Source organism: Paenisporosarcina indica, from assembly GCF_001939075.1.
GTDB lineage: Bacteria > Bacillota > Bacilli > Bacillales_A > Planococcaceae > Paenisporosarcina > Paenisporosarcina indica.
In genome coordinates this window covers 1-20,224 of the sequence record NZ_MPTA01000005.1, presented here as the reverse complement: position 1 = coordinate 20,224, position 20,224 = coordinate 1, and the positions used below count along the sequence as shown (strand labels likewise).

General features: G+C 38.4%; 22 protein-coding genes. 17 read left to right on the top strand and 5 right to left on the bottom strand.

Annotated features, from left to right (window positions below; all coding sequences use genetic code 11):
• Positions 1-163 precede the first annotated feature (163 nt).
• From GY23_RS12325 to GY23_RS12315, 3 genes are all read left to right on the top strand, one after another.
• Positions 164-1,087: an ABC transporter ATP-binding protein gene (locus GY23_RS12325; protein ID WP_075619524.1), complete on the top strand. Its 924-nt coding sequence runs from the start codon at positions 164-166 to the stop codon at positions 1,085-1,087.
• Positions 1,065-2,012, top strand: coding sequence for an ABC transporter permease (locus GY23_RS12320; RefSeq protein WP_075619523.1), 948 nt, complete (start codon positions 1,065-1,067; stop codon positions 2,010-2,012). Before GY23_RS12325 ends, GY23_RS12320 begins: the two co-directional genes overlap by 23 nt.
• Before the next feature lie 117 nt (positions 2,013-2,129).
• Positions 2,130-2,684 carry a M15 family metallopeptidase gene (locus tag GY23_RS12315; protein ID WP_211270675.1) on the top strand — a complete coding sequence of 185 codons (555 nt, stop codon included), beginning with the start codon at positions 2,130-2,132 and terminating at the stop codon, positions 2,682-2,684.
• A 53-nt stretch (positions 2,685-2,737) separates the two neighbouring features.
• Here the strand turns inward: GY23_RS12315 and GY23_RS12310 are convergent, their stop codons facing one another.
• Entirely contained in the window at positions 2,738-3,034 is a 297-nt protein-coding gene (locus GY23_RS12310; protein ID WP_075619718.1) for an MGMT family protein, read from the bottom strand.
• A gap of 106 nt (positions 3,035-3,140) precedes the next feature.
• On the opposite strand from GY23_RS12310, the gene GY23_RS12305 reads away from it, so the two are divergent.
• The 3 genes from GY23_RS12305 (at position 3,141) to GY23_RS12295 (ending at position 6,061) form a co-directional block, all read left to right on the top strand.
• Positions 3,141-4,793, top strand: coding sequence for a M20/M25/M40 family metallo-hydrolase (locus GY23_RS12305; RefSeq protein ID WP_075619522.1), 1,653 nt, complete (start codon positions 3,141-3,143; stop codon positions 4,791-4,793).
• Between the two features lie 103 nt (positions 4,794-4,896).
• Positions 4,897-5,577 carry a DUF421 domain-containing protein gene (locus GY23_RS12300; protein ID WP_075619521.1) on the top strand — a complete coding sequence of 227 codons (681 nt, stop codon included), beginning with the start codon at positions 4,897-4,899 and terminating at the stop codon, positions 5,575-5,577.
• Between the two features lie 202 nt (positions 5,578-5,779).
• On the top strand, positions 5,780-6,061 hold the full coding sequence (locus tag GY23_RS12295; protein ID WP_075619520.1) for a DUF6509 family protein: 282 nt from the start codon (positions 5,780-5,782) through the stop codon (positions 6,059-6,061).
• 69 nt (positions 6,062-6,130) lie between these two features.
• Here the strand turns inward: GY23_RS12295 and GY23_RS12290 are convergent, their stop codons facing one another.
• Positions 6,131-7,231, bottom strand: a complete 1,101-nt coding sequence (locus tag GY23_RS12290) for an MBL fold metallo-hydrolase (protein WP_211270674.1) — start codon at positions 7,229-7,231, stop codon at positions 6,131-6,133.
• Positions 7,232-7,509: 278 nt separating this feature from the next.
• Between GY23_RS12290 and GY23_RS12285 the strand changes: the two genes are divergently transcribed.
• Positions 7,510-8,697, top strand: a complete 1,188-nt coding sequence (locus GY23_RS12285) for a hypothetical protein (protein WP_075619519.1) — start codon at positions 7,510-7,512, stop codon at positions 8,695-8,697.
• 247 nt (positions 8,698-8,944) lie between these two features.
• On the opposite strand, the gene GY23_RS12280 is transcribed toward GY23_RS12285, so the two are convergent.
• On the bottom strand, positions 8,945-9,565 hold the full coding sequence (locus GY23_RS12280) for a thermonuclease family protein (protein WP_084544127.1): 621 nt from the start codon (positions 9,563-9,565) through the stop codon (positions 8,945-8,947).
• A gap of 404 nt (positions 9,566-9,969) precedes the next feature.
• Here GY23_RS12280 and GY23_RS12275 point away from each other — a divergent pair, with 404 nt between their 5' ends.
• The 8 genes from GY23_RS12275 (at position 9,970) to GY23_RS12240 (ending at position 16,389) form a co-directional block, all read left to right on the top strand.
• Entirely contained in the window at positions 9,970-10,578 is a 609-nt protein-coding gene (locus GY23_RS12275) for a TerD family protein (RefSeq protein ID WP_075619518.1), read from the top strand.
• 15 nt (positions 10,579-10,593) lie between these two features.
• Entirely contained in the window at positions 10,594-11,166 is a 573-nt protein-coding gene (locus tag GY23_RS12270; protein WP_075619517.1) for a TerD family protein, read from the top strand.
• Between the two features lie 385 nt (positions 11,167-11,551).
• Positions 11,552-11,671: a phosphoribosyltransferase domain-containing protein gene (locus GY23_RS18055; RefSeq protein ID WP_342742408.1), complete on the top strand. Its 120-nt coding sequence runs from the start codon at positions 11,552-11,554 to the stop codon at positions 11,669-11,671.
• A 182-nt stretch (positions 11,672-11,853) separates the two neighbouring features.
• Positions 11,854-13,467, top strand: coding sequence for a YceG family protein (locus tag GY23_RS12260; RefSeq protein WP_075619516.1), 1,614 nt, complete (start codon positions 11,854-11,856; stop codon positions 13,465-13,467).
• Positions 13,468-13,527: 60 nt separating this feature from the next.
• Positions 13,528-14,562, top strand: a complete 1,035-nt coding sequence (locus GY23_RS12255; protein WP_075619716.1) for a toxic anion resistance protein — start codon at positions 13,528-13,530, stop codon at positions 14,560-14,562.
• A gap of 29 nt (positions 14,563-14,591) precedes the next feature.
• A complete protein-coding gene (locus tag GY23_RS12250; RefSeq protein ID WP_075619515.1) occupies positions 14,592-15,170 on the top strand; it encodes a TerD family protein in 579 nt (192 codons plus the stop codon).
• Between the two features lie 31 nt (positions 15,171-15,201).
• On the top strand, positions 15,202-15,954 hold the full coding sequence (locus tag GY23_RS12245) for a TerC family protein (protein ID WP_075619514.1): 753 nt from the start codon (positions 15,202-15,204) through the stop codon (positions 15,952-15,954).
• Positions 15,955-16,098: 144 nt separating this feature from the next.
• Positions 16,099-16,389: a hypothetical protein gene (locus GY23_RS12240; protein ID WP_075619513.1), complete on the top strand. Its 291-nt coding sequence runs from the start codon at positions 16,099-16,101 to the stop codon at positions 16,387-16,389.
• Between the two features lie 5 nt (positions 16,390-16,394).
• Here GY23_RS12240 and GY23_RS12235 read toward each other — a convergent pair whose 3' ends face one another.
• Complete coding sequence (locus GY23_RS12235) at positions 16,395-17,621, bottom strand: CapA family protein (RefSeq protein ID WP_075619512.1); 1,227 nt, start codon at positions 17,619-17,621, stop codon at positions 16,395-16,397.
• Between the two features lie 637 nt (positions 17,622-18,258).
• Between GY23_RS12235 and GY23_RS12230 the strand changes: the two genes are divergently transcribed.
• Positions 18,259-18,444, top strand: a complete 186-nt coding sequence (locus tag GY23_RS12230) for an aspartyl-phosphate phosphatase Spo0E family protein (protein ID WP_075619511.1) — start codon at positions 18,259-18,261, stop codon at positions 18,442-18,444.
• 256 nt (positions 18,445-18,700) lie between these two features.
• Positions 18,701-19,087: a hypothetical protein gene (locus tag GY23_RS12225; protein WP_075619715.1), complete on the top strand. Its 387-nt coding sequence runs from the start codon at positions 18,701-18,703 to the stop codon at positions 19,085-19,087.
• A gap of 86 nt (positions 19,088-19,173) precedes the next feature.
• On the opposite strand, the gene GY23_RS12220 is transcribed toward GY23_RS12225, so the two are convergent.
• Complete coding sequence (locus tag GY23_RS12220) at positions 19,174-19,794, bottom strand: GyrI-like domain-containing protein (RefSeq protein WP_075619714.1); 621 nt, start codon at positions 19,792-19,794, stop codon at positions 19,174-19,176.
• Positions 19,795-20,224: the final 430 nt, after the last annotated feature.

Sequence of the window (20,224 nt, the reverse complement as noted above, 5' to 3'; positions counted from 1 at the left end):
AGAAGAATTGATGTAAATACTCAAGAGTAGTCTATTAAACTAGTACACAAATTAACATGAAAATCTTAATGGAAAATGAAACCAATTAAGATTATAAACGTAATATCATTATAGAAGGTTTCCCATGTGGAAATAGTCAATCTGAAAAAGGAAGGTGATACATATGGAAAAACAACCAATCGTTGAACTTAGACAATTGTCTAAAACCATTGGCAAAAAGAAAATTATCGATAACTTGAATTTGCAATTATACCCTGGTCAAATTACGGGCTTTTTGGGACCAAATGGAGCGGGGAAAACCACAACCATTCGCATGATGGCCGGATTAATGAGACCGACAAGTGGGGAAGTTTTTGTGGAGGGCCAATCCGTAACAGAGCACTTTGAAGAAACGATGAGCAAAGTCGGAGTCATCGTTGAAAATCCGGAAATGTACAAGTATATGTCAGGCTGGAAAAACTTGTTGCACTTTGCACGAATGAACAAATCAGTTACAAAAGAACGAATTACAGAAGTAGTGGAACAAGTAGGCATGCAAAACCGTATTCATGAAAAAGTATCGAAATATTCTCTTGGGATGCGTCAAAGATTAGGGTTAGCACAAGCACTATTACACCGTCCGAAATTCTTGATTTTGGATGAACCGACCAATGGATTAGATCCTGCGGGCATCCGTGAATTTCGTGCGCACTTACGTAAAATTGCAATTGAGGATGGCGTATCGGTCTTCGTTTCCAGTCATTTGCTTTCTGAAATTGAATTAATGTGTGACCGGATTGCAGTCATTCAAAATGGTCAATTAATCGATATTCGTGAAATGAATCAAGTAGAAGAAGCTCATTACTATATTGAAGCACAACCAGCCGAACAAGCACGTGAACTTCTTACTGCCCGCGGATTGTCTTTAGAAGTTAGTGGAGCAGGCTTTATTACAAAAGTAGAGCAAGAAAAAATTCCAGAACTAATTCATTTAATGGTAGAAGCAAACATACAAGTATTTGCTGTGCAACCATATCGCAAAACGCTGGAAGACCAATTCTTAGAAATGACCGGAGGTGGCCAAATTGCTGAATCTCATACGAAATGAATGGATGAAGTTATGGCATAAAAAAGCTACCTGGATTATGACCATCATTTTAGTCATCATGCTGATTGGTATTGCCGGCATTATGAAATGGGCTACTTCAAACATGCAACAGGCTGAAGAAACTCATTCATGGGAAGAAAATCTGGCTGAAAATCAAGCGATGTTAAAGGCTGAACTATCTAATCCGAATATAGGAAAAGCAGAGAAAGAAAGTTTAGAAGAAGAGCTTGCTCTCACGGAATATCGTTTAGACAACAATCGTGCACCGTTAGATCCAAACAGCAGGGAATCCTATGTAGTAAATTCACATAGCATGTTGTCGATGGTCACATTGTTCGTGGTCATTGCAGCAGCAAGCATAGTAGCTACGGAATTTTCTCAAGGTACCATCAAAATGTTGTTGAGTAGACCAGTGAAGCGATGGAAAATTCTAACGTCTAAATATCTAACGTCGATCCTATTCGCGTTATTCCTGATAGTCGTTGCAATTGTTTCGACCATTATTGCTGGGTATTTATTCTACGATTCAAGTGGCGGCAGCCTACTGGAGTATAAAGCTGGCTCGGTTGTTGAAATCTCCTATTGGGGTCGTGTGCTGACACTTTACGGACTGCAATTTGTTGGGGTTCTTATCTACACTACTTTCGCTTTCATGATGGGCAGTGTCTTCCGTTCAAGTTCACTGGCAATCGGGTTATCGATCTTCCTATTGTTTATGGGACCAAATGTCGTTTTCTTTTTAAGTCGATTTGAATTCACTAAATATATTTTGTTTACACACACAGATTTAACAGGATATATCACGGGTAATATGTTTATACAAGGCATCTCCATGCCATTCTCAATCGCAGTATTGGCTGTATATGTGCTGATTTTCTTGGTTATCAGCTATTGGTCATTCATTAGAAGAGACGTAACTGCATAATCACGATCCAAAAGTCGTTCCTTTTTGGGGAGCGACTATTTTTCTGGCAACAATATTTGATAATGGATTGAGATTTTCGTAAGATGTAAAACAGTGAGACGAAAAGGAGGCGTTCGTTTGAAGCGAGTGTGGATGGGTTTACATATTACGTTCTGGCTCGTCATCGGCGGGCTCTTTTTTATATGGATTCAAAATGAAGTTGAAGTAAAAGAACAACGCTTATCACGATCTCTTCCACAAGGATTGCATCCCATTGTGGAGGAAAAAAGCAATGAACTCATCCGGAAAGCTGAAGAAATAGGGATTCCGATATTAATTAGCGAGGGATTTAGGTCCGGGGAATCTCAAGACGTCCTGTATGAAAAGGGCCGTACCATTGAAGGGAATATTGTCACCCATGCAAGGGGTGGAGAAAGCTACCATAACTATGGATTGGCAATAGATTTTGTTCTGCTCAATAGCGATGGCTCCATTAGTTATGATATATATCGGGATCTAAATGAAAATGGGGAGGCGGACTGGTTTGAAGTCATACGAATCGGCAAAGAACTTGGGTTTTCATCAGGAGCTGACTGGTCGGGATTCAAGGACTACCCACACTTGGAATACACTTTTGACTTATCTATACGAGATTTGAAAGAAGGATGGCGCCCTGAAGACAAAATGGAGTGAGGGATCTATTTTGTATTCGGATGTCAGCGCTAAACATGCTTTTGAGACTCTACTTACTTGAACTGCTCTAAATCAACACGCCCATCTGCTAAAAATACAACGCCCTCACCCTGCAGTAACATGCGCTGTATTTCCTTCGAATCTTCACTGGGCACAGCAATCTCACCACGAATGTTGACGACGCGATGCCAGGGTAAGTCATGTTTTTCACTCAACGTATGTAAGATCCTCACAACCTGTCTTGCTGCACGTGGACTGCCCGCCATACGTGCCACTTGCCCATATGTAACAACGAATCCCTCAGGAATCTCTTTTAATATGCGAACGACTTCTGCTGTAAATGGTTGCAATTTGATCACTCCCGACTCACTCCATTGTAATCAATCCTCATTCTACCTGTCGACTTCCTATGATATATTAAAATTATCTACTAATTAATGGTTGGGGAGTGTCGATATGTTCGATTGCAGAGAAGAAGTGTTAGCGCTGACGAAACAGTTAGTACGCATTGAAAGTATTGTAAATGAAGGCGGGGAGAAGGTCATTTCCCAGGCCATACATACATTAATATCGTCGTATCCGTATTTTCAGGAAAATGTAGATTACATCATCCATCAGCAAACAGAGAATGATGAGCAAGAGCGTTATAATGTGTTGGCTTTTGTAAAAGGATCCAAAAAAACTTCTCCTAAAACGGTCATCTTGATGGGGCATATGGATACAGTGGGAATTGATGATTTCAATTTGAGAGACCATGCACTGGACCCGGATGCTTTGGCAGAAGCACTCAAACAGGAAGACTTGCCTGAATCTGTGAAAACACACCTGGAGTCAGGAGAATTTGAGTTCGGTCGTGGAGTGCTGGATATGAAGTCTGGTGTAGCGAGCCACCTCTATCTCTTGAAATATTATTCCGAGCATCCCGAAGAACTGGAAGGGAACTTGATGGTCGTCTTTGAATGTGATGAGGAAGATAGTTCGCATGGGATACTATCGGCTTTAACAGAATTGAAACGACTTCGCGACGACCATGGATTCGAATATGTGGCAGCGATCAATGCGGATTTTGTATCTCCCCGTTATGACGGCGATCCCAATCGTTATATTTACAAAGGGACGGTCGGCAAATTATTGCCTTCCTTCTTCATTACTGGCTCGGAAACACATGTTGGATCATGCTTCGAGGGAATAGATCCCAACTTTATCGCTGCCCATTTGACTCGTCAAATCAGTTACAACCCATCCCTTTGCAATGAAGCATTCGGTGAAACGACAGTGCCTCCGGTTTCACTGAAACAGACGGATCTTAAGCCGACATACACCGTTCAAACAGCTCTTTCGGCATATGTGTACTTCAATTTCTTTATCCATTCTTGGTCGCCAAAAGAAGTGTTGGACCTTCTTAAAGTGGAGGCAACGACAGCATTTACCACCGCACTCGAGGAATTCAAGTTAAACTATGCAACGTTCAGCAGAGCAAGCGGGGAGCCAATGAACACAGTCATTTGGGAACCTCGTGTCCTGACATACGATGAAATGAATACAACATTAACCGATTCACATGGACAAGCATACACATTGCACATGGATTCATTTAAAGAGCAATTAATGCAGCAAACCGACCTCGACACCCGCATGTTTGCAGCACGTGTTGTGGAAGAAGCATGGAAATGGATGCCGGACAAGAATCCTGCCATCATCGTGTTTTATTCGTCCCTTTACTCCCCTCGAGTAGAAGTGACAGGGAAGAATGACATGGAACAAAAATTACTGAACGCACTTGAATCAGCGGTTGAAGCGGTACAACCGACTTACCCGCACCCTATTATCACCAAAAACTTCTTCCCGTATATATCGGATATGAGTTTCGTGGCATTAAGTGATGATGAAGAGGGTATTTCTGCGGTCTCTTCGAATAATCCTGGATGGGGAACAAAACATTATGTCGACTACGAATCAATACGTAATATTAATGTACCAGTGATAAACATTGGTCCATATGGTTTTGATGCGCACAAACAATATGAACGCATGGAACGTAGCTTCTCCCTCGATGTGGTGCCAAACTTAACCAATCAAGTGATTCGACATCTGATTAGTAACAAATAATCAAGTTCTGAAAACATCTCAGATACATACTCTCTCTCATTTAAGACTACTCCTTGTTTTCCAGGGGAAGTGTATTAATAAATCCTTGGAAAGGCGGGAGAGTATGGTCTTCGTTGAAATTGGATTGAAAATAATAGTGGGTTTGGCAGCATTACTGGCGGTGACCCGATTATTAGGTAAAAAAGAAATGTCTCAACTGACACCGTTTGATTTTATTTATGCACTAGTGTTGGGTGGAATCTTGGAAGAAGGGATATACGATCCTAAAATCACCATTTGGCAAATACTGTTCGGTGTAGTTGTCTGGGGCATACTCATTTACCTAATCGAATTGTTTACCTTGAAATTTGATGTGGTACGGATTCTTTTGAAGGGTGAACCAGCCCTATTAGTAAGGGATGGTCAATTTAACATGAAGGAAATGAAGAGAAATAAGCTGGAAATGGAGCAATTCCGGACGATGTTGAGACAACGGGGGTTTTTTACGTTGCGTGAAGTGAAGGACGTGTATTTGGAGCCAGGGGGTCAAATCAGCGTATTGGCTTATAGCCAGTACGAAGCGGTTACACGGGAAGATGTTCCTGTCGAGAAGGAAGACGAGCCCTTAACTTTTCTGTTAGTGGATAACGGAAAAATAAACAAACATGTATTGAAAAACATCGACAAGACTGAAGATTGGTTAACAGAATCATTGAGAGAGGAAGGATATCCACAACTGCATGATATCGTTTACGCAGAGTGGTCCGGAATTCGTGGGTTTTTCATTAAAACGCATAAAAAATGAAGAATACTAGATTCTGCAACTAGTTGAAAATGACTTGCAAAATTGTGCATGGGAAGGATTTTTTGTACGAAGTCCGAGTTTAATGTATGGGAAGAGAAGAAATAATAGGGGTACAGGTTGTCTTATTGCCCTAACAACCGATACAATTAGAACATCGGAACACTTGTCATGAACAATTACATGAACAAAAGGAGAATGAATCATGGAAATTACCAATCATGTGGTTGAAAAAATGAATGATCCAACTGGCATCATTGAAGGGGATCGTTATGAATTCCTACTGGACGTTGAAGTAGAAGAAGACGATGAACTATTCACTGAAGGCGGTTTAGAACTTCGCTTAATCCTAGCTTTTGATGAAAAGAACGAGCGCATAGTACAGTATCACTTTATGGATAAAGCATCTAGAAAAGCACTTGATTTTGCTCTAGAAGATGATGAAGAAACAGAAATTATAGCGTATTGTAAAAATAAGTTAGTTTAATTTCCACCCCTTTTTCTAGCAACCATCCCCTTTTAAGAGGATGGCGTCTGGAAAAAGGGTTTTCTTTGTTTATGCTTGTTTCCACCATTGATCGGTCGGATAGTCCTCCGAGTTTAGTCGGAAGGATTGCCCGATTTTTGGAGTCGTCATTTTGATGGCTTGTACATAGGCAGCTTTTGTCACACGCTCGATTGAATCTGTCCATGCATTGAAGGCGAGAGTAAATGCGGCCCAGTGAATCGGCATCATCAATTGGCCTTTTAAATCAAGATGAGCCTGTACTGTTTGCTCTGGCATCATATGAATAGCAACCCACCGCTTATCGTATTGTCCACATTCCATCATTGTAAAATCAAAAGGTCCATATTTATCCCCAATGTCCTTAAAATGAGGACCATATCCACTATCACCACTGAAGAAGATATTTGACTCTCCATTTTGAATAACCCAAGACGACCAAAGTGTTGAGTCGTGATCGAAAAGACTACGACCCGAAAAGTGACGGGCCGGGGTGCTGACAAACTTAATCCCTGAAACCACTAAAGTGTCCCACCAATCCAATTCTTTAATTATACTAGATGGAACACCCCAACCTTCAAGGCGGCTCCCAACACCCAAGGGAACGATGAATAAGCCGACTTTATCTTTCAACCGTTTTACGGAATTATAATCTAAATGATCGTAATGGTCATGAGAATACACGATTATATCAATCGCAGGTACATTGTCCATTTCAAATGGCAGCCCAGGGTTATAGCGTTTTGCGCCGATTGGTGGAAAAGGGGATGGCGAACGGCCAAGCATTGGGTCGATGAAGATAGTTTTTCCATTAAGTTCTATTAAAACAGCTGAATGACCAAACCATGTCACTCTTGTTTCGGTAGTTGAAGGCTTGCGAAACTTGAAATCATGCGTCGGAAGTGGATTTGTGGGTGCCAAGTCAGGCTTTTGTAGTACAAAATCTTTCAGAACTGAAACTATAAACCGAATGCCACTATCAACAGTAGTGGGAGATAGATTTTTAAACTTGTTTTTCTCGAAATTAGGAGAGGCTGCAAAAGTACTCTTTTTTTGGGAGTTGGGTGCTTTTCCGAACTTCGGGTATTTTTGTAAAAACAGGGTAGATGCAATTCCGATAGCAGCGACTCCTAATAATAATTTTTTTATCATAAAGGACTCCTAGTTTGTAATTTAATTAGTAAATTTGTCACGCTATTTTTATCTATTGGTGGATGTTTATCACAATTAATTTATCGAACACTCTACGAAACTCACCAATAAATCGTTCATACATATTTTAACCGCTTACATAGAGATTTTTCCCTCTTCTGTACATAATATTCTTTCAATTCTATTTATTCTATATATTTATTTTGTCGAATCATGTTATTGTAATAAACATTAAATAGACAGCAAGAGAAAAGAATAATGGAAAGTGGGAAGATGATATGTCACAGATGCTCGCGTTAAGTATGTTAGTTTTTATCCTTTTTATTGGGGATGTTATAGCAATTCGTACAAAGGCTTGGATACCTTCCATTTTTATAAGCGCCACGCTATTCTTGGTTGGTTACTGGACATTCTTCCCGGCAAATATAGTCGAACTGTCTGGAATTCACTCCACCGTGGCTGTTATGCTAATCTATTTGTTAATTACGAACATGGGAACATTACTGTCTCTTCAAGAACTGATCAATCAATGGAAAACGATATTGATTGCTTTAGCAGGCATTCTAGGGATTATTGCCGCATTGTTTGCAATCGGCACATTTTTATTTGGCAGTGAAACAATCATTGTTGCCATTCCACCGTTAGTAGGGGGACTTGTTTCTGCGTTAATAATGTCAGAAGGTGCAGCGGACGCTGGACTGCCAAGCTTAGCCGTATTTGCAATCGTGATTTACGTAATGCAAGGGTTTGCAGGGTATCCGTTAACAGCAGTTATGTTGAAAAAAGAAGGGAAACGGTTACTTCAACAATTTCGCAATGGAGAAATTAATGAGAAACAAGTAGGAAATCGTGATGAAAGTTCGCCTGTGAAGGAATTGACATTATTCAATTGGATGCCCGAAAAATACAATACGGAATTCTTTAAGTTTTTCCGCTTGGCATTTGTAGGTTACCTAGCTTATCAAGTATCGGTTTGGCTCGCTCCATATATAGCTATCCATGCATTTGTACTATGTTTATTATTTGGAGTAATCGCGACAAGCGTGGGATTCTTGGAAAAACATCCATTAAAAAAAGCAAATGGTTTTGGCTTCGCGATAATGGGACTTATGCTATACATTTTAGACGGATTGAAAAAGGCAACACCAGACATGATGGTCGAGTTGATCTATCCGTTGATTGGTTGTATTGTCATTGGGGTAGCGGGTATGTACGTGTTCTCATTGATTATGGGGAAAGTACTGAAGGTCAGCAAAGAAATGGCATTTGCTGTTTCATTAACAGCACTTTATGGATTTCCGGCAGATTACATCATTACAAACGAAGTCATAAACTCCTTGACGCAGGATGAGAAAGAGCGTGAAGTATTAACAAGTCACATGTTGCCACCAATGCTAGTGGCTGGGTTTATTACAGTTACGATTGTTTCGGTAATCCTTGCAGGAATTTTCGTAGGTTTCTTGTAAATACAAAAGAGCGCAAATTTACAATAGAAAATAGTCGTTTACATATCTTAAACAATAAATGGCATCTCCTCGTTTTAAAAATACGTGGAAATGCCATTTTATTTTTTTAATGAAACCATTAAAAACGCACAATGGCTTTTGTTTGATTAAGCCAAAAGTTTCGGGCGCCTGGTGAAATCGATATTAGAATTTCAAAAATCTCTCCGAATTCATTTCGATGAGGTTTTTTTATCGTTACCGTTCAAATTTAGGGAGTACTGACAAACCCTGAATCTGTAGCATAGTTTTCTAGTATCCAAAATCCTAATTTCTTCGACTTCGCTTGTTGTTGAGCTTCTTCATATGGAGTTAAATGTCGTGTGTTTGGTGGAAAGACATACGCTACTCGAGCCAAACCTTCTCGAATGAGCGTTTCTTGCACACTTTTCCCATCAACATACACATATGCTAACAGCCGTCCGTACTTATCACGTTTTTCACCAACATCAAACTCAATCGTCAAGTCACCACTATTGACAAGTTCTCGATTCCGTTCTTTCGCCTCTTCTCCAAATGGTTGCTTTCCTAATCGAGGGTGATTCGTTTCAGGCGTATCAATTAATAAATATCGCACGGGTTCATTTACCCCGTTGTGCATGATTCGAATTGTATCCCCGTCAGTAGTTGAAACAAGAGTCACAGGTATTTGCTCTGTGGTTCCTTCTTTTGGTTTGACTTCTAACTTTGGTTGTTCCACAATATCTTGTAAAGTTGGATCTTTTTCATCTGGATTAAGATCGCTATTGGTCTCTGACATGCTGCATCCTGAAAAAATAAACGTGCACGCAATTAATAATAATATGAATTTTTTTAAAAAATTAATCTTCATTTTAGAAATTCTCCTTAATGGTATATGTCTGAGTATAACGAGAACACCAAGTAATTAATATGAGGAATTAGCCTAATGGGTGTAGTCATGTTCCTACTGATTAAAAGACTGGGAATGGAAATCAACGGTATCGTTAAACAGAACCTATAAAAAAGATGAAAAGACGGTTTTCCTCCGTTCCATAAAGTAGTAGAAATAGCAAAAGATTTCGGCAATCAAAGGTCTATCAAGTGATATCACAACCTATTTATGTTAATATATAGCAATGAGAGAAAATATTCTGATAAGTATGTTTTGAATAATTTTTGAGGAGAATAAAGAAGATGTGACAAGTTCATTTTTTGAAACTTATTGCATATTAATACGTATCATATAGTAATGCTATAGAAATGGAGTGATAAAGATTGGGAATTAACCTTGTGAAGGGCCAAAAGATAGATTTAACAAAAGGCAGATCTTCATTATCAAGTGTTATGGTAGGACTAGGCTGGGATCCTGTGAAAAAAAGCGGTGGTAAAGGATTATTCGGGGGACTTTTAGGTGGTAAAGCAGCCGAAGTGGATTGTGACGCATCTGTTCTCCTATTAGATGAGAACGGAAAGTTGCAATCTAAACAAAACCTCGTGTATTTTGGGAACAAAACGAGTCAAGATAAAAGTGTCGTTCATTCAGGTGATAATTTAACTGGTGATGGCGATGGAGACGACGAAACAATTAACGTGAGCCTAAAAAATATTTCACCATCCGTACATAAATTGGTGTTCGTTGTAAATATCTATCAAGCAAAACAAAGAAAACAAGATTTTGGACTCATTGAAAATGCTTTTATTCGTCTTGTGGACAATAACAGCAAAGAAGAGTTGATCCATTATAACTTAACTGATAATTATGCTGGTAAAACCTCTCTTATTCCGGGCGAATTATATCGTCATGGCTCTGAGTGGAAGTTCTCAGCTATCGGTGAAGGAACACTGGATGCTGATATTAGTTCAATTGCAAACAAATACTTATAAGGGGTTGTATTAAAAATGGGAATTAACTTATCAAAAGGACAAAAGGTAGATTTAACAAAATCGAATCCAGGCTTGGTGAATGTAACAGTTGGTTTAGGCTGGGATACAAACAAATATGATGGCGGTAAAGATTTCGATCTAGATTCGTCCGTATTCCTTTTAGACGGTAGTGGTAAATGTGTTTCTGAGAAAGACTTTGTATTCTACAATAATGCAACGGGTGGCAATGGCTCTGTTGTGCATACCGGCGATAACTTGACAGGTGAAGGTGATGGGGACGATGAGCAAGTGAACGTTAACTTGTCTACAGTACCAAGCTCAGTTGAAAAAATGTCTTTCTGTATTACAATTCATGATGCAGAAGCTAGAGTTCAAAACTTTGGCCAAGTAAGTAATTCGTATGTACGCATTTTAAATGCCGATACACAGGAAGAATTGATTCGCTATGACCTGGGAGAAGATTTCTCTATTGAAACAGCTGTAGTTGTAGGTGAATTGTATCGTCACGGCGGGGAATGGAAATTCAATGCAATCGGAAGCGGCTACCAAGGTGGACTTGCATCATTAGTTTCCGATTTTGGCCTTTAATAAAAAGTAAAAGGTGCTTAAACAAAAGCAAGGACGCTCATGTTTCCTTGCTTTTGTTGCACCTAAAAAGAATGTCGAAGTTAGTCGGATATTAGTATAAACAAAACATCGCTTGCGCCACTGTGGTTGCAAGCTATGTTTTTCTAATGCAATTAGATGATTTAGATGGGGAAGTTTGACCTAACAACACCTTTTTGGGGGAGAGTGCCATGAGAATTGTATGGGAAACTTGTATTCACCTTTACTAGATGGATAGTTTAATTGAGACCACTGGGGATTTCAAGAAAAAACGAGAAACCTTGCTGTAAGGTAATGGAGTTCTGTAAAGTCCAGTTAAGATTTAACAACTGGGCTTAAAAACAAGGTCAAGAAAAACATATATGGGATGATAATGGTACAACACTCGACTTCCTCCAATGCAGTAGAAACAGCGGCTGGTCTAGGACATTCAGTATTTAACCACTTCCAAGAAGCTAAATATTTACATACAACTAGAGAAGAATGACATACATATCACCGTCTTTCTACCGAGGTTTCTTCCCGTTTTATGGGGAAGTTGCTAAGTTTAAAGAATCGTTTCCTCCTCGCGTTGAGATTACACAGTGTTCAGGAGTACTAACTGGTGAAGAAATACTTAAAAGAATCAGAAATTTATTGTTATAATAGGTAGGAATAGGGGGGAAGCCCATGGTCAGTTTAAATCCAATACGGATGAAGTCGTGGGATTCAGCAACTGTTGGAAGTTGGTTGAAAAATTCTTTAGAAGACCACACTCAGGTCAAAATAGAAGGGGAGAACTTAACGTATCCTCAATTAGTTTGTCAGTACGTTGGGAATTCCTTAGATGACGATGAATACTTCGCATTCCTACATACTCATGTAAATGATTCTTTAGGGAAACTTATCATCCTATCTGGTGCACTTAACAAAGAAATCAAAGCAGAGAAACTACGCGCCATCAATCAGCTCTTTGATATGCATCGAAAAGAAAAGGGTTTATCTCCTAATCGGATGGTAGCTTTTCTCGATGGGCATTTATTATTGCCCAAGTTGAAGGATCCAAAGTTAAATCGTCGTATAAGAACGGTCATGATTGATTTATTGAAGGAACTTCAAGCCACCTACAAAGAAGGAACCCTCCATCACGAGTATCGACGGATTACCATCGATCTTGTGAAGTGGCTTTTCAATCACGTTGAGCCAGCACTGGAAAAAGTGGATTTTAAAAACGGACTTCAAGGCTATCTCTGGTATGGTTCAGCTACGCCAAGTGAAAAATGGTTTTTAAAATATCTTACTCGATTTGGCTTTCATGTTGTCATTTTCAATCCGTGTGATGAATCGTGGCCGAAGCAAATGCTAGCGATAGACGATCAGCTTATTTATCGCTTTCCAAAGGTAGCGAGTGTTCTGAAACCATTGCCAGATGAAATGCCGAAAATTGCAGGTACTGTTGCATTCAAAGCAACTCAGGAAATTGATGAAATTATGCATCACGACAACTCAGGTCTTTACAAGCCGTTTCAATTCAAATCATTTTCTACAAACTCGATTCGATTGAAAACAACAGTTGATGAAGCGTTCTTAATCTCAAAAGAAAGAGCGATGATTCGTCCGCATTTTGAGGTCAGCAATAAACAAGTGACGATTCCTGTGGTATTCGCAAAAATGATGGGGATTGACCGCAATCGAAAGCATTTCTGGAATCACGTTCATTCCTTGACCGAACGAGATGACACGCATGTGATTCGCCAGTTTCCATTCACGACCGTTCAAAAAGCAAATCAAATGTTTCATTATCGTGCAGCTTTAGGGGCGGACGGACGGCTTGATCCTGAAAAAATGAAATCCGCCAACTGGTGGACATACGGCAAGTTGCCAAACGGAACACAAACGGTGATTGGAGAAACCATTGCTAAACATGTGGAAAATCCATTATTGATCCCACATCAAGGTGAAACGAAAGAAGAACTTCAACTGTACGCATTTTCTCAATCTATGGTATTGCCTGAATTTGCAATCCGCCTTTTGCAAGTATTCGATTATCCACAGTTTGTGCCGACTGTATTTATTTATAATGAGGAGAAAGGTCCAGAGTTGAGTCGATCAGATGCAAATGCATTGTGCATGATTCATCATTTGGGCTTGGATATCATTTTGGTCAATCCAATGGGGCATCAGGATATGGAAAGATGGATACAGGAAGGTACATTTGATTTGCATTGGATGGATGAACGTAGCTTCGAAGAACCATTCAAAGAACAAAGTGTCGTGCAAAAAATCTTTAAAAGATTTCGATAGCAAAAGGAGGATATTAGAGTGCAACTTGAAAAATTGGAAATAGATCAACAAGAGAAACTAATGGAAGACCCAAGTGATCAAAAAGCAAAATTAAAACGAAATCCGCAGGTATTACAGCTTGTTGCAAAAATTGATCATAAAAATCAAGTTGAGCTTTTGGAGTTCGGCCGTGAGCCAGCCAATGAAATTTCTGCGTTTACAGGGAAAATTTTAAGCACCATCAAGTCAAGTAGCATGGAAGAATCAAGCGAGCTGTTAAAACAGCTAGGCAAGATTATGGATAAATTCGACAAGAAGGATTTCGTAGAAAAGAAATCTCTTTTTGGGAAGATGTTCAAAAAAGGCGAAAAAATCATTGAAAAACTATTCAACAAATACCAAACCATGGGTGGCGAAATAGATAAGGTATTTGTGGAAATAACAAAATACGAAAATGAAATGAAAAAATCAACGACTACATTAGAAGAGTTATATGATAAAAACTTTAACTACTTTATGGAATTAGAAAAGTATATTGTAGCGGGCGAATTAAAGGTGAATCAGCTACGACAAAACTTGCCGCGTGTACAGCAAAATGCAGAAACTGGCGATCAAGTGGCGCTAATGGAATTGAACACTTTACAAAATGCCATTGAACTTCTCGATCAACGTATTTACGACCTTGAAATGGCGAAACAAGTTTCGTACCAATCTGCTCCTCAAATTCGCATGTTGCAGCGTGGTAATACGAAACTCATCGGGAAAATCAATTCTGCTTTTGTAACGACTATCCCTATTTTTAAAACGGGTCTAATCAACGCAATCGCGGCAAAACGACAAAACCTTGTCGCCCAATCAATGAGCGAACTAGATCGCAGAACGAATGAGATGCTCCTGCGAAATGCCAATGATATCTCTAAACAAAGCATAGATATCGCGAGAATGTCTGGCCAACCGAGTATCAAGATTGAAACAATGGAACAAACATGGGATATTATTATGAATGGGATGAACGAAACCAAGGCTATTGAAGAAGAAAATCGCAAAATGAGAGAAGAAGGTCGTTTGCGATTGGAAGCACTACAGAAGAAATACGAAGATGGCCAAAGAAAATAATCTATTACATTGTATGAGGAGGAGCTAAAATGGCTGTAATTAATCTTTCAAAAGGACAAAAAATTGACTTAACGAAAACAAATCCGGGGTTAACAAACGTATTAGTAGGATTAGGGTGGGATACGAATCGCTATAGTGGCGGGGAGGATTTCGACTTGGATGCATCCGCGTTTCTGTTAGATTCGAATGGCAAAGCTTTTGATGAGAAAAGCTTCATCTTCTATAACAATCTTTCAAGTGAAGAGGGATCTGTTGTCCACACTGGGGATAACCGAACCGGAGAGGGAGACGGTGACGACGAGCAAATGCTCATTAAATTGCCGCTTGTACCTAGCAATGTTCAAAAAGTGGCCTTTACGGTTACGATCCATGATGCGGACAATCGCAGCCAAAACTTTGGGCAAGTGTCAAATGCGTTTATTCGTATTGTAAACGAGGACACAAACGAAGAAATTGTTCGATACGATTTAGGTGAAGACTTCTCGATTGAAACAGCGCTTGTGGTAGGGGAAATTTACAGACATAATAATGAATGGAAGTTCAATGCTATTGGAAGTGGTTTCCAAGGAGGCTTAGCCGCACTTATTAACGATTTTGGGTTAAACTAGAATTATCTTAACTTAAGGGGAATTATCTACTATGGAAATCATCAATGGATTTATTGATACATATGCCTTGTTTTTTGACTGGGGTATGTGGGTTGAAGTTTTATCGGATCCAGTTAACTGGGGCTTGATCGGTACACTTGTTATTCTAGAAGGTCTGTTATCTGCAGATAACGCATTAGTATTGGCTGTAATGGTTAAACATTTACCTGAAAAACAACGCAGAAAAGCATTATTTTACGGATTACTAGGTGCGTACATCTTTAGATTTATTGCAATCGGTATCGGTGTGTTCCTCATCAAACTTTGGTGGGTTAAAGTTATTGGAGCCCTTTATCTTGGCTGGTTATCAGTTAAATACTTTATGGATAAACGTGCTGGCAATGAAGAAGGTGAAGTTGAAGGCCTAAACAAAAATGGACTTCTTATTCGTATGTTCGGTACTTTCTGGGGTACTGTTATAGCTGTAGAAATGATGGACATTGCTTTCTCGGTAGACAGTGTTTTAGCGGCTTTTGGTATTAGTGAGCTAGTGTGGGTGCTATTACTAGGAGGAATGCTTGGAGTTCTTATGATGCGAGGGATTGCAGGGATCTTCATCAAACTGATTGACAAAATACCTGAATTAGAAACATCTGCCTACGTGTTAATTGCTATTATTGCGGTTAAAATGTTACTAGGTGTTGCTGGCGTTCACATTAGCCACTATGTCTTTTTCACAATTTTGGTCATCACATTTGCAGCAACTTTCGTTATTCACTATACGCGTAAAAATGCGAATGGCTGAGTAACAAAGCAGTCTATGTAAATAGGTTGACAGTAATTAAAGACAAAAAACAAACTGCCATCACCCGATTAAGAATCCGGGGTGGCAGTTTTTTGCATTCCTTAGTATCAATGCTGTAACATTTAAGCTGAGGGAGATGGTGTTATGTCGAAAGAAATGCTACCAGTCATCATTATTTACACGGAAGTCGAACGGAAAATCGATTACTATTATCAAATGCAAAAAATAACAACGTATCACGAACTGATGGTTTCGCCTCATGTAGTAACATCGGCTAAAGCTGAGTTTACCCTTAATCAAGTATTAGATATTTCTTATAAACCCTTTTCCTCTGAAGCGGGAATCTTATATCTCCACACCAATCAAGGGGTCTTCCCTTTCAACATACACAGCAATCCGCAATCCTTTATCAATGCATTTCGGTCATTCAAATAGATTATCTAATTATTCAAACGGTCAGTAAATGTAAGCTCTTTTATGAATTGCTTCATGTGATTTTGAGTTTCTACGTAATGGACCTGGTAATTCGGCAAGTAGGTATCATTTAGCTGATGCATTGGGATGACCTCGAAATTACGCCAATTTTCGTAATATCCGTAAGTAGGGACGAAACTAGGATCCGATAATTTTATTGTCGTCTTCCCTTGGTAAGTGACCTTTGTAACCTCAATCCCTCCGATGCCACCCGTCAATCGCTCAACTCCCTCTTGTGCAGATAAAAAGTTACCTAAACTATACAGTACAAATGTACGTGAACCATCCGAACGTTCAATCAAATCAATTGGCTGTAAAACATGTGGATGATGTCCAATGATGATATCGGTCCCCATTTCTGAAAGTGAATGGGCTAAGTCAATTTGGGTTTGGTTAGGTGTTTCTTCATACTCATTTCCCCAGTGCATAGAAACAACCACAACATCCGAAAGTTGTTTTGCTCTTTCCACATCTTTTTTAATAAGAGTTAAGTCAATCAAATTTACTAAATACGGCTTATCTTGAGGCACAGATAACCCATTGGTGCCATACGTATAAGACAAGAATGAAAAGGTAATTCCATTTTTCGTTATGGTGCGGATTGTCTCACGATCTTCTTGCGATTTGAATGCACCGGTATAAAGCATGCCAATTTGGTTCCAATGAGAAACAGCGTTAAGTATGCCCTTTTCTCCTTTATCCATCGTGTGGTTATTTGCAAGGGTCACAATATCAATCCCAGTATCTTTCAAAGCATCGCCTATTTCATAGGGACTATTAAAGATTGGGTAACTCGATAGACCTAACTCTTTTCCACCAATCATGGTTTCTTGATTGGCAATAGCGATATCAGCACTTTCAATAAACGGCTTAACTTGCTCAAACATAGGGAAAAAATTGTAAGTGCCTTGATCAGTTGCAGCATCTTTGTAAACGGATTGATGAAGAAGAATATCTCCGATCGCTACAAGCTTTGCACTCGTAACAAGCGGTTTTTCTATTTTACCTGTCTGTATCTTTTCCGTTTCGAGTTGCATATCAGAAGGTATTTTGGTTCCATGATCTGATTCGATGTCTGGTTTTAGCTGAATTGCTGCTACGGAAATGGGTTCGGTTGATAAATTGGGTGATTGGAACTTAGAACAACCAGCAAGCGTTAAATATATAGCAATTAAAACAAATAACTTTTTCAATAGAGTGCCTCCAAATTATACTTTAGCTACTATTTATTACGATAAAGACAAGATTCTTTAGCAAATACGAGTATAGCCTTAACAAAATATTTGTCTCTGAAACATAGGATACACAGAAAAATTGATAGATATAAGGAAAGCTAGTGCATAGTGGATTACAACCACAAATGGAAAGTTTCAATGTTCGAAATTTATAAGTCTTTCTGATTAAAAAATATACACATTATGGAATATCTAAGCTAATTATATTTATAAATAAAGAAAATGTACAGATGAAACGGATTAAGAAGTAAAATACTATAAGTTGTGGATGTTAACAACATATAGTGTTGAAAAAAATATCAAATACCATATATTGATTTGCAGAATATTGTGATATATAATTAAGAAATATATGGTAAATGAAAACTAGAAACACCTTGATCACGATGAATACAAATATTAATAAATTTTTTGTTTAATGTTTAAACATCTCAAATCTTGGATAAATAAGTAAAAGCATATGGAAATATAAATTAAGGCGCTTCATTTATATTCAAGTTTTAATAGGCTTGAACACTGTGTTTAACACATTTATTCGAATTTAACTGGAACTATGTGCTACAAAACAACATATAGGTTATAGGAGATGAAAAATATGAAGATGAAAACAATTGGTAAGAAAAATCTTACATTGAAACAAATTAATCTTAAAAAACATGAAATGTATATAAAAGCAAAACATTTTGGTATGACTCATCCCTCTGTTGTGGCGTGTAGTCAAGAGTTAGATGCACTTCTTAATCAATACCAAGGAATTCGACAATACAATCATGTTGGTTAACTCATTATGTATGGATAGACAAAATTGATAAATAAAGTAAGATGCTCGATAAATGTTATAGAGACGAACAATAGGCCAAATGCCTATGTTCGTCTTTTTTAATGGATATTAATTTTATATGGTCCTTTCTAAACTTCGAATCAAATGGGGAACTGTTACATTGCTGATGCATCTGACTTTGAAAGTGATAGGTATAAAAATTAGATTCTATTTATATACTGTATATACTGATAAAGTTGCTGGTGGGGGGATACTTTTGAATAAAGTAGAGTTTAAAAAAAGCTTTGATCTTGGTGGATATGAAGAAATTGTATTTACCGCAAATAATGATGAAACAACAATATGGATTAATAACAAATATTCTTGTCCATCATCAACAATTAGTTCAAAGATCACCAAAATAGCTGGAACTTTATATGAAGAAAGAAGATGGGGTTTTATCTTCTCGGAGCTAATCGAAATCAATTCTAATATTGATGCTCAGGTGAACATTGATTTAGGAGGATACGAGATTGATGATGATGATTTAGATGAAGATGGATTCCAAGATGAAGATTTTCTGGATTTTTTAATTGAACAAGCGACCAACGAAATAAAGAATTCAGAATACCCTACTGCTCTTAAAAAAATGACTGCACTTTGAACCAATGGTTGTATGAGTGTGAGAGGATCTATAAAAACATGAGGAGGGGACCTCAAGCTTTTCATTAAGAACCACTGAATCTATATTTACTTGGATACTTTATACCGTATGACCGTCTTCAATTTCTCGGGTGCTGTTTTTCTGGCATCAGTAATGTAGATTTCTTTGTGCCTTTTATCGATTCTGGTTAACCCGTGCTCCTCACAATACGTGTCCATCATTCTGAAGGTTGCTGGTTCATCGTCGTAACTACCATGATGCATCATTTGAGCGCAAAACCCATCGTCTAACAGTTCAAACTTTGCCATCTCAACAGTTAGATGTTTCTTTTTATCGCGTACATGTTCAACTGCTGCATCAAAAAGTTCTTTCGTCATAAAATCAGGTTGTCGAATCATTAATTGATAGACAAAATGATTTTTATCGAGATAGTCTAACTTTCTTCCTTCTTCGCTCAAATCCCAAATACCTTCAAGAGGGTATACAGTATATTCATAATAACCTTCGGGCGTAACTCCGTTTTTTTGCATCATCCGAATACTATAAGACAATGCAAATAACAGTTCTATATTCAAACTGAATGCCTCACTATCGGGATGACCCTTTCCTAGAACTGTGATATACATTTTTTCAGAATCATTGTATAAAGTTGGAGTGTTCTTGGGTAAGTAGATGTCTTTCTCTTTTTTTCGCCATTCATGCTTCATTGGATAGTCACCTCCCTTATTGTTGATTTTACTATCATACTCCATTTGTTTATTAACACCCAATATAATAAAACTCTTAAAATTGGGTAGGCTCCCCATTACAAAGGACAAGTTAAAATTCATATTCTGTCATATAGAACCGAAGTGATTAAATAGGCAGATCCATTAACTGAATGAATTCAGCGATGTGAGAATCGCTTGAATAGAAAGTTTGTCTTGGACTTGAAGAATCATACTCTAATAGAAGGAAGTCCAATAAATCCCCTCGAACAATATGAAGGTAAAGATAGTTTCAATTTTCCTTTGGAAAAAGGTTGACTCAAATGCTGGGATTTGATATCATTTGAAAGTCGCCAATTCAAGCGCGACGATGAAGCAAAATAGTGAAACAAAATTGCAAAACATTTTGTTGACATGACAATGAGAATTT

Excerpts from the sequence above, each read along its gene's own strand:
- GY23_RS12325 (WP_075619524.1), top strand. The coding sequence starts at position 164 with ATGGAAAAACAACCAATCGTTGAACTTAGACAATTGTCTAAAACCATT.
- GY23_RS12305 (WP_075619522.1), top strand. The coding sequence starts at position 3,141 with ATGTTCGATTGCAGAGAAGAAGTGTTAGCGCTGACGAAACAGTTAGTA.
- GY23_RS12300 (WP_075619521.1), top strand. The coding sequence starts at position 4,897 with ATGGTCTTCGTTGAAATTGGATTGAAAATAATAGTGGGTTTGGCAGCA.
- GY23_RS12295 (WP_075619520.1), top strand. The coding sequence starts at position 5,780 with ATGGAAATTACCAATCATGTGGTTGAAAAAATGAATGATCCAACTGGC.
- GY23_RS12290 (WP_211270674.1), bottom strand. The coding sequence starts at position 7,231 with ATGATAAAAAAATTATTATTAGGAGTCGCTGCTATCGGAATTGCATCT.
- GY23_RS12285 (WP_075619519.1), top strand. The coding sequence starts at position 7,510 with ATGTCACAGATGCTCGCGTTAAGTATGTTAGTTTTTATCCTTTTTATT.
- GY23_RS12280 (WP_084544127.1), bottom strand. The coding sequence starts at position 9,565 with ATGAAGATTAATTTTTTAAAAAAATTCATATTATTATTAATTGCGTGC.
- GY23_RS12270 (WP_075619517.1), top strand. The coding sequence starts at position 10,594 with ATGGGAATTAACTTATCAAAAGGACAAAAGGTAGATTTAACAAAATCG.
- GY23_RS18055 (WP_342742408.1), top strand. The coding sequence starts at position 11,552 with ATGATAATGGTACAACACTCGACTTCCTCCAATGCAGTAGAAACAGCG.
- GY23_RS12260 (WP_075619516.1), top strand. The coding sequence starts at position 11,854 with ATGGTCAGTTTAAATCCAATACGGATGAAGTCGTGGGATTCAGCAACT.
- GY23_RS12255 (WP_075619716.1), top strand. The coding sequence starts at position 13,528 with ATGGAAGACCCAAGTGATCAAAAAGCAAAATTAAAACGAAATCCGCAG.
- GY23_RS12250 (WP_075619515.1), top strand. The coding sequence starts at position 14,592 with ATGGCTGTAATTAATCTTTCAAAAGGACAAAAAATTGACTTAACGAAA.
- GY23_RS12245 (WP_075619514.1), top strand. The coding sequence starts at position 15,202 with ATGGAAATCATCAATGGATTTATTGATACATATGCCTTGTTTTTTGAC.
- GY23_RS12240 (WP_075619513.1), top strand. The coding sequence starts at position 16,099 with ATGTCGAAAGAAATGCTACCAGTCATCATTATTTACACGGAAGTCGAA.
- GY23_RS12230 (WP_075619511.1), top strand. The coding sequence starts at position 18,259 with ATGAAGATGAAAACAATTGGTAAGAAAAATCTTACATTGAAACAAATT.
- GY23_RS12220 (WP_075619714.1), bottom strand. The coding sequence starts at position 19,794 with ATGAAGCATGAATGGCGAAAAAAAGAGAAAGACATCTACTTACCCAAG.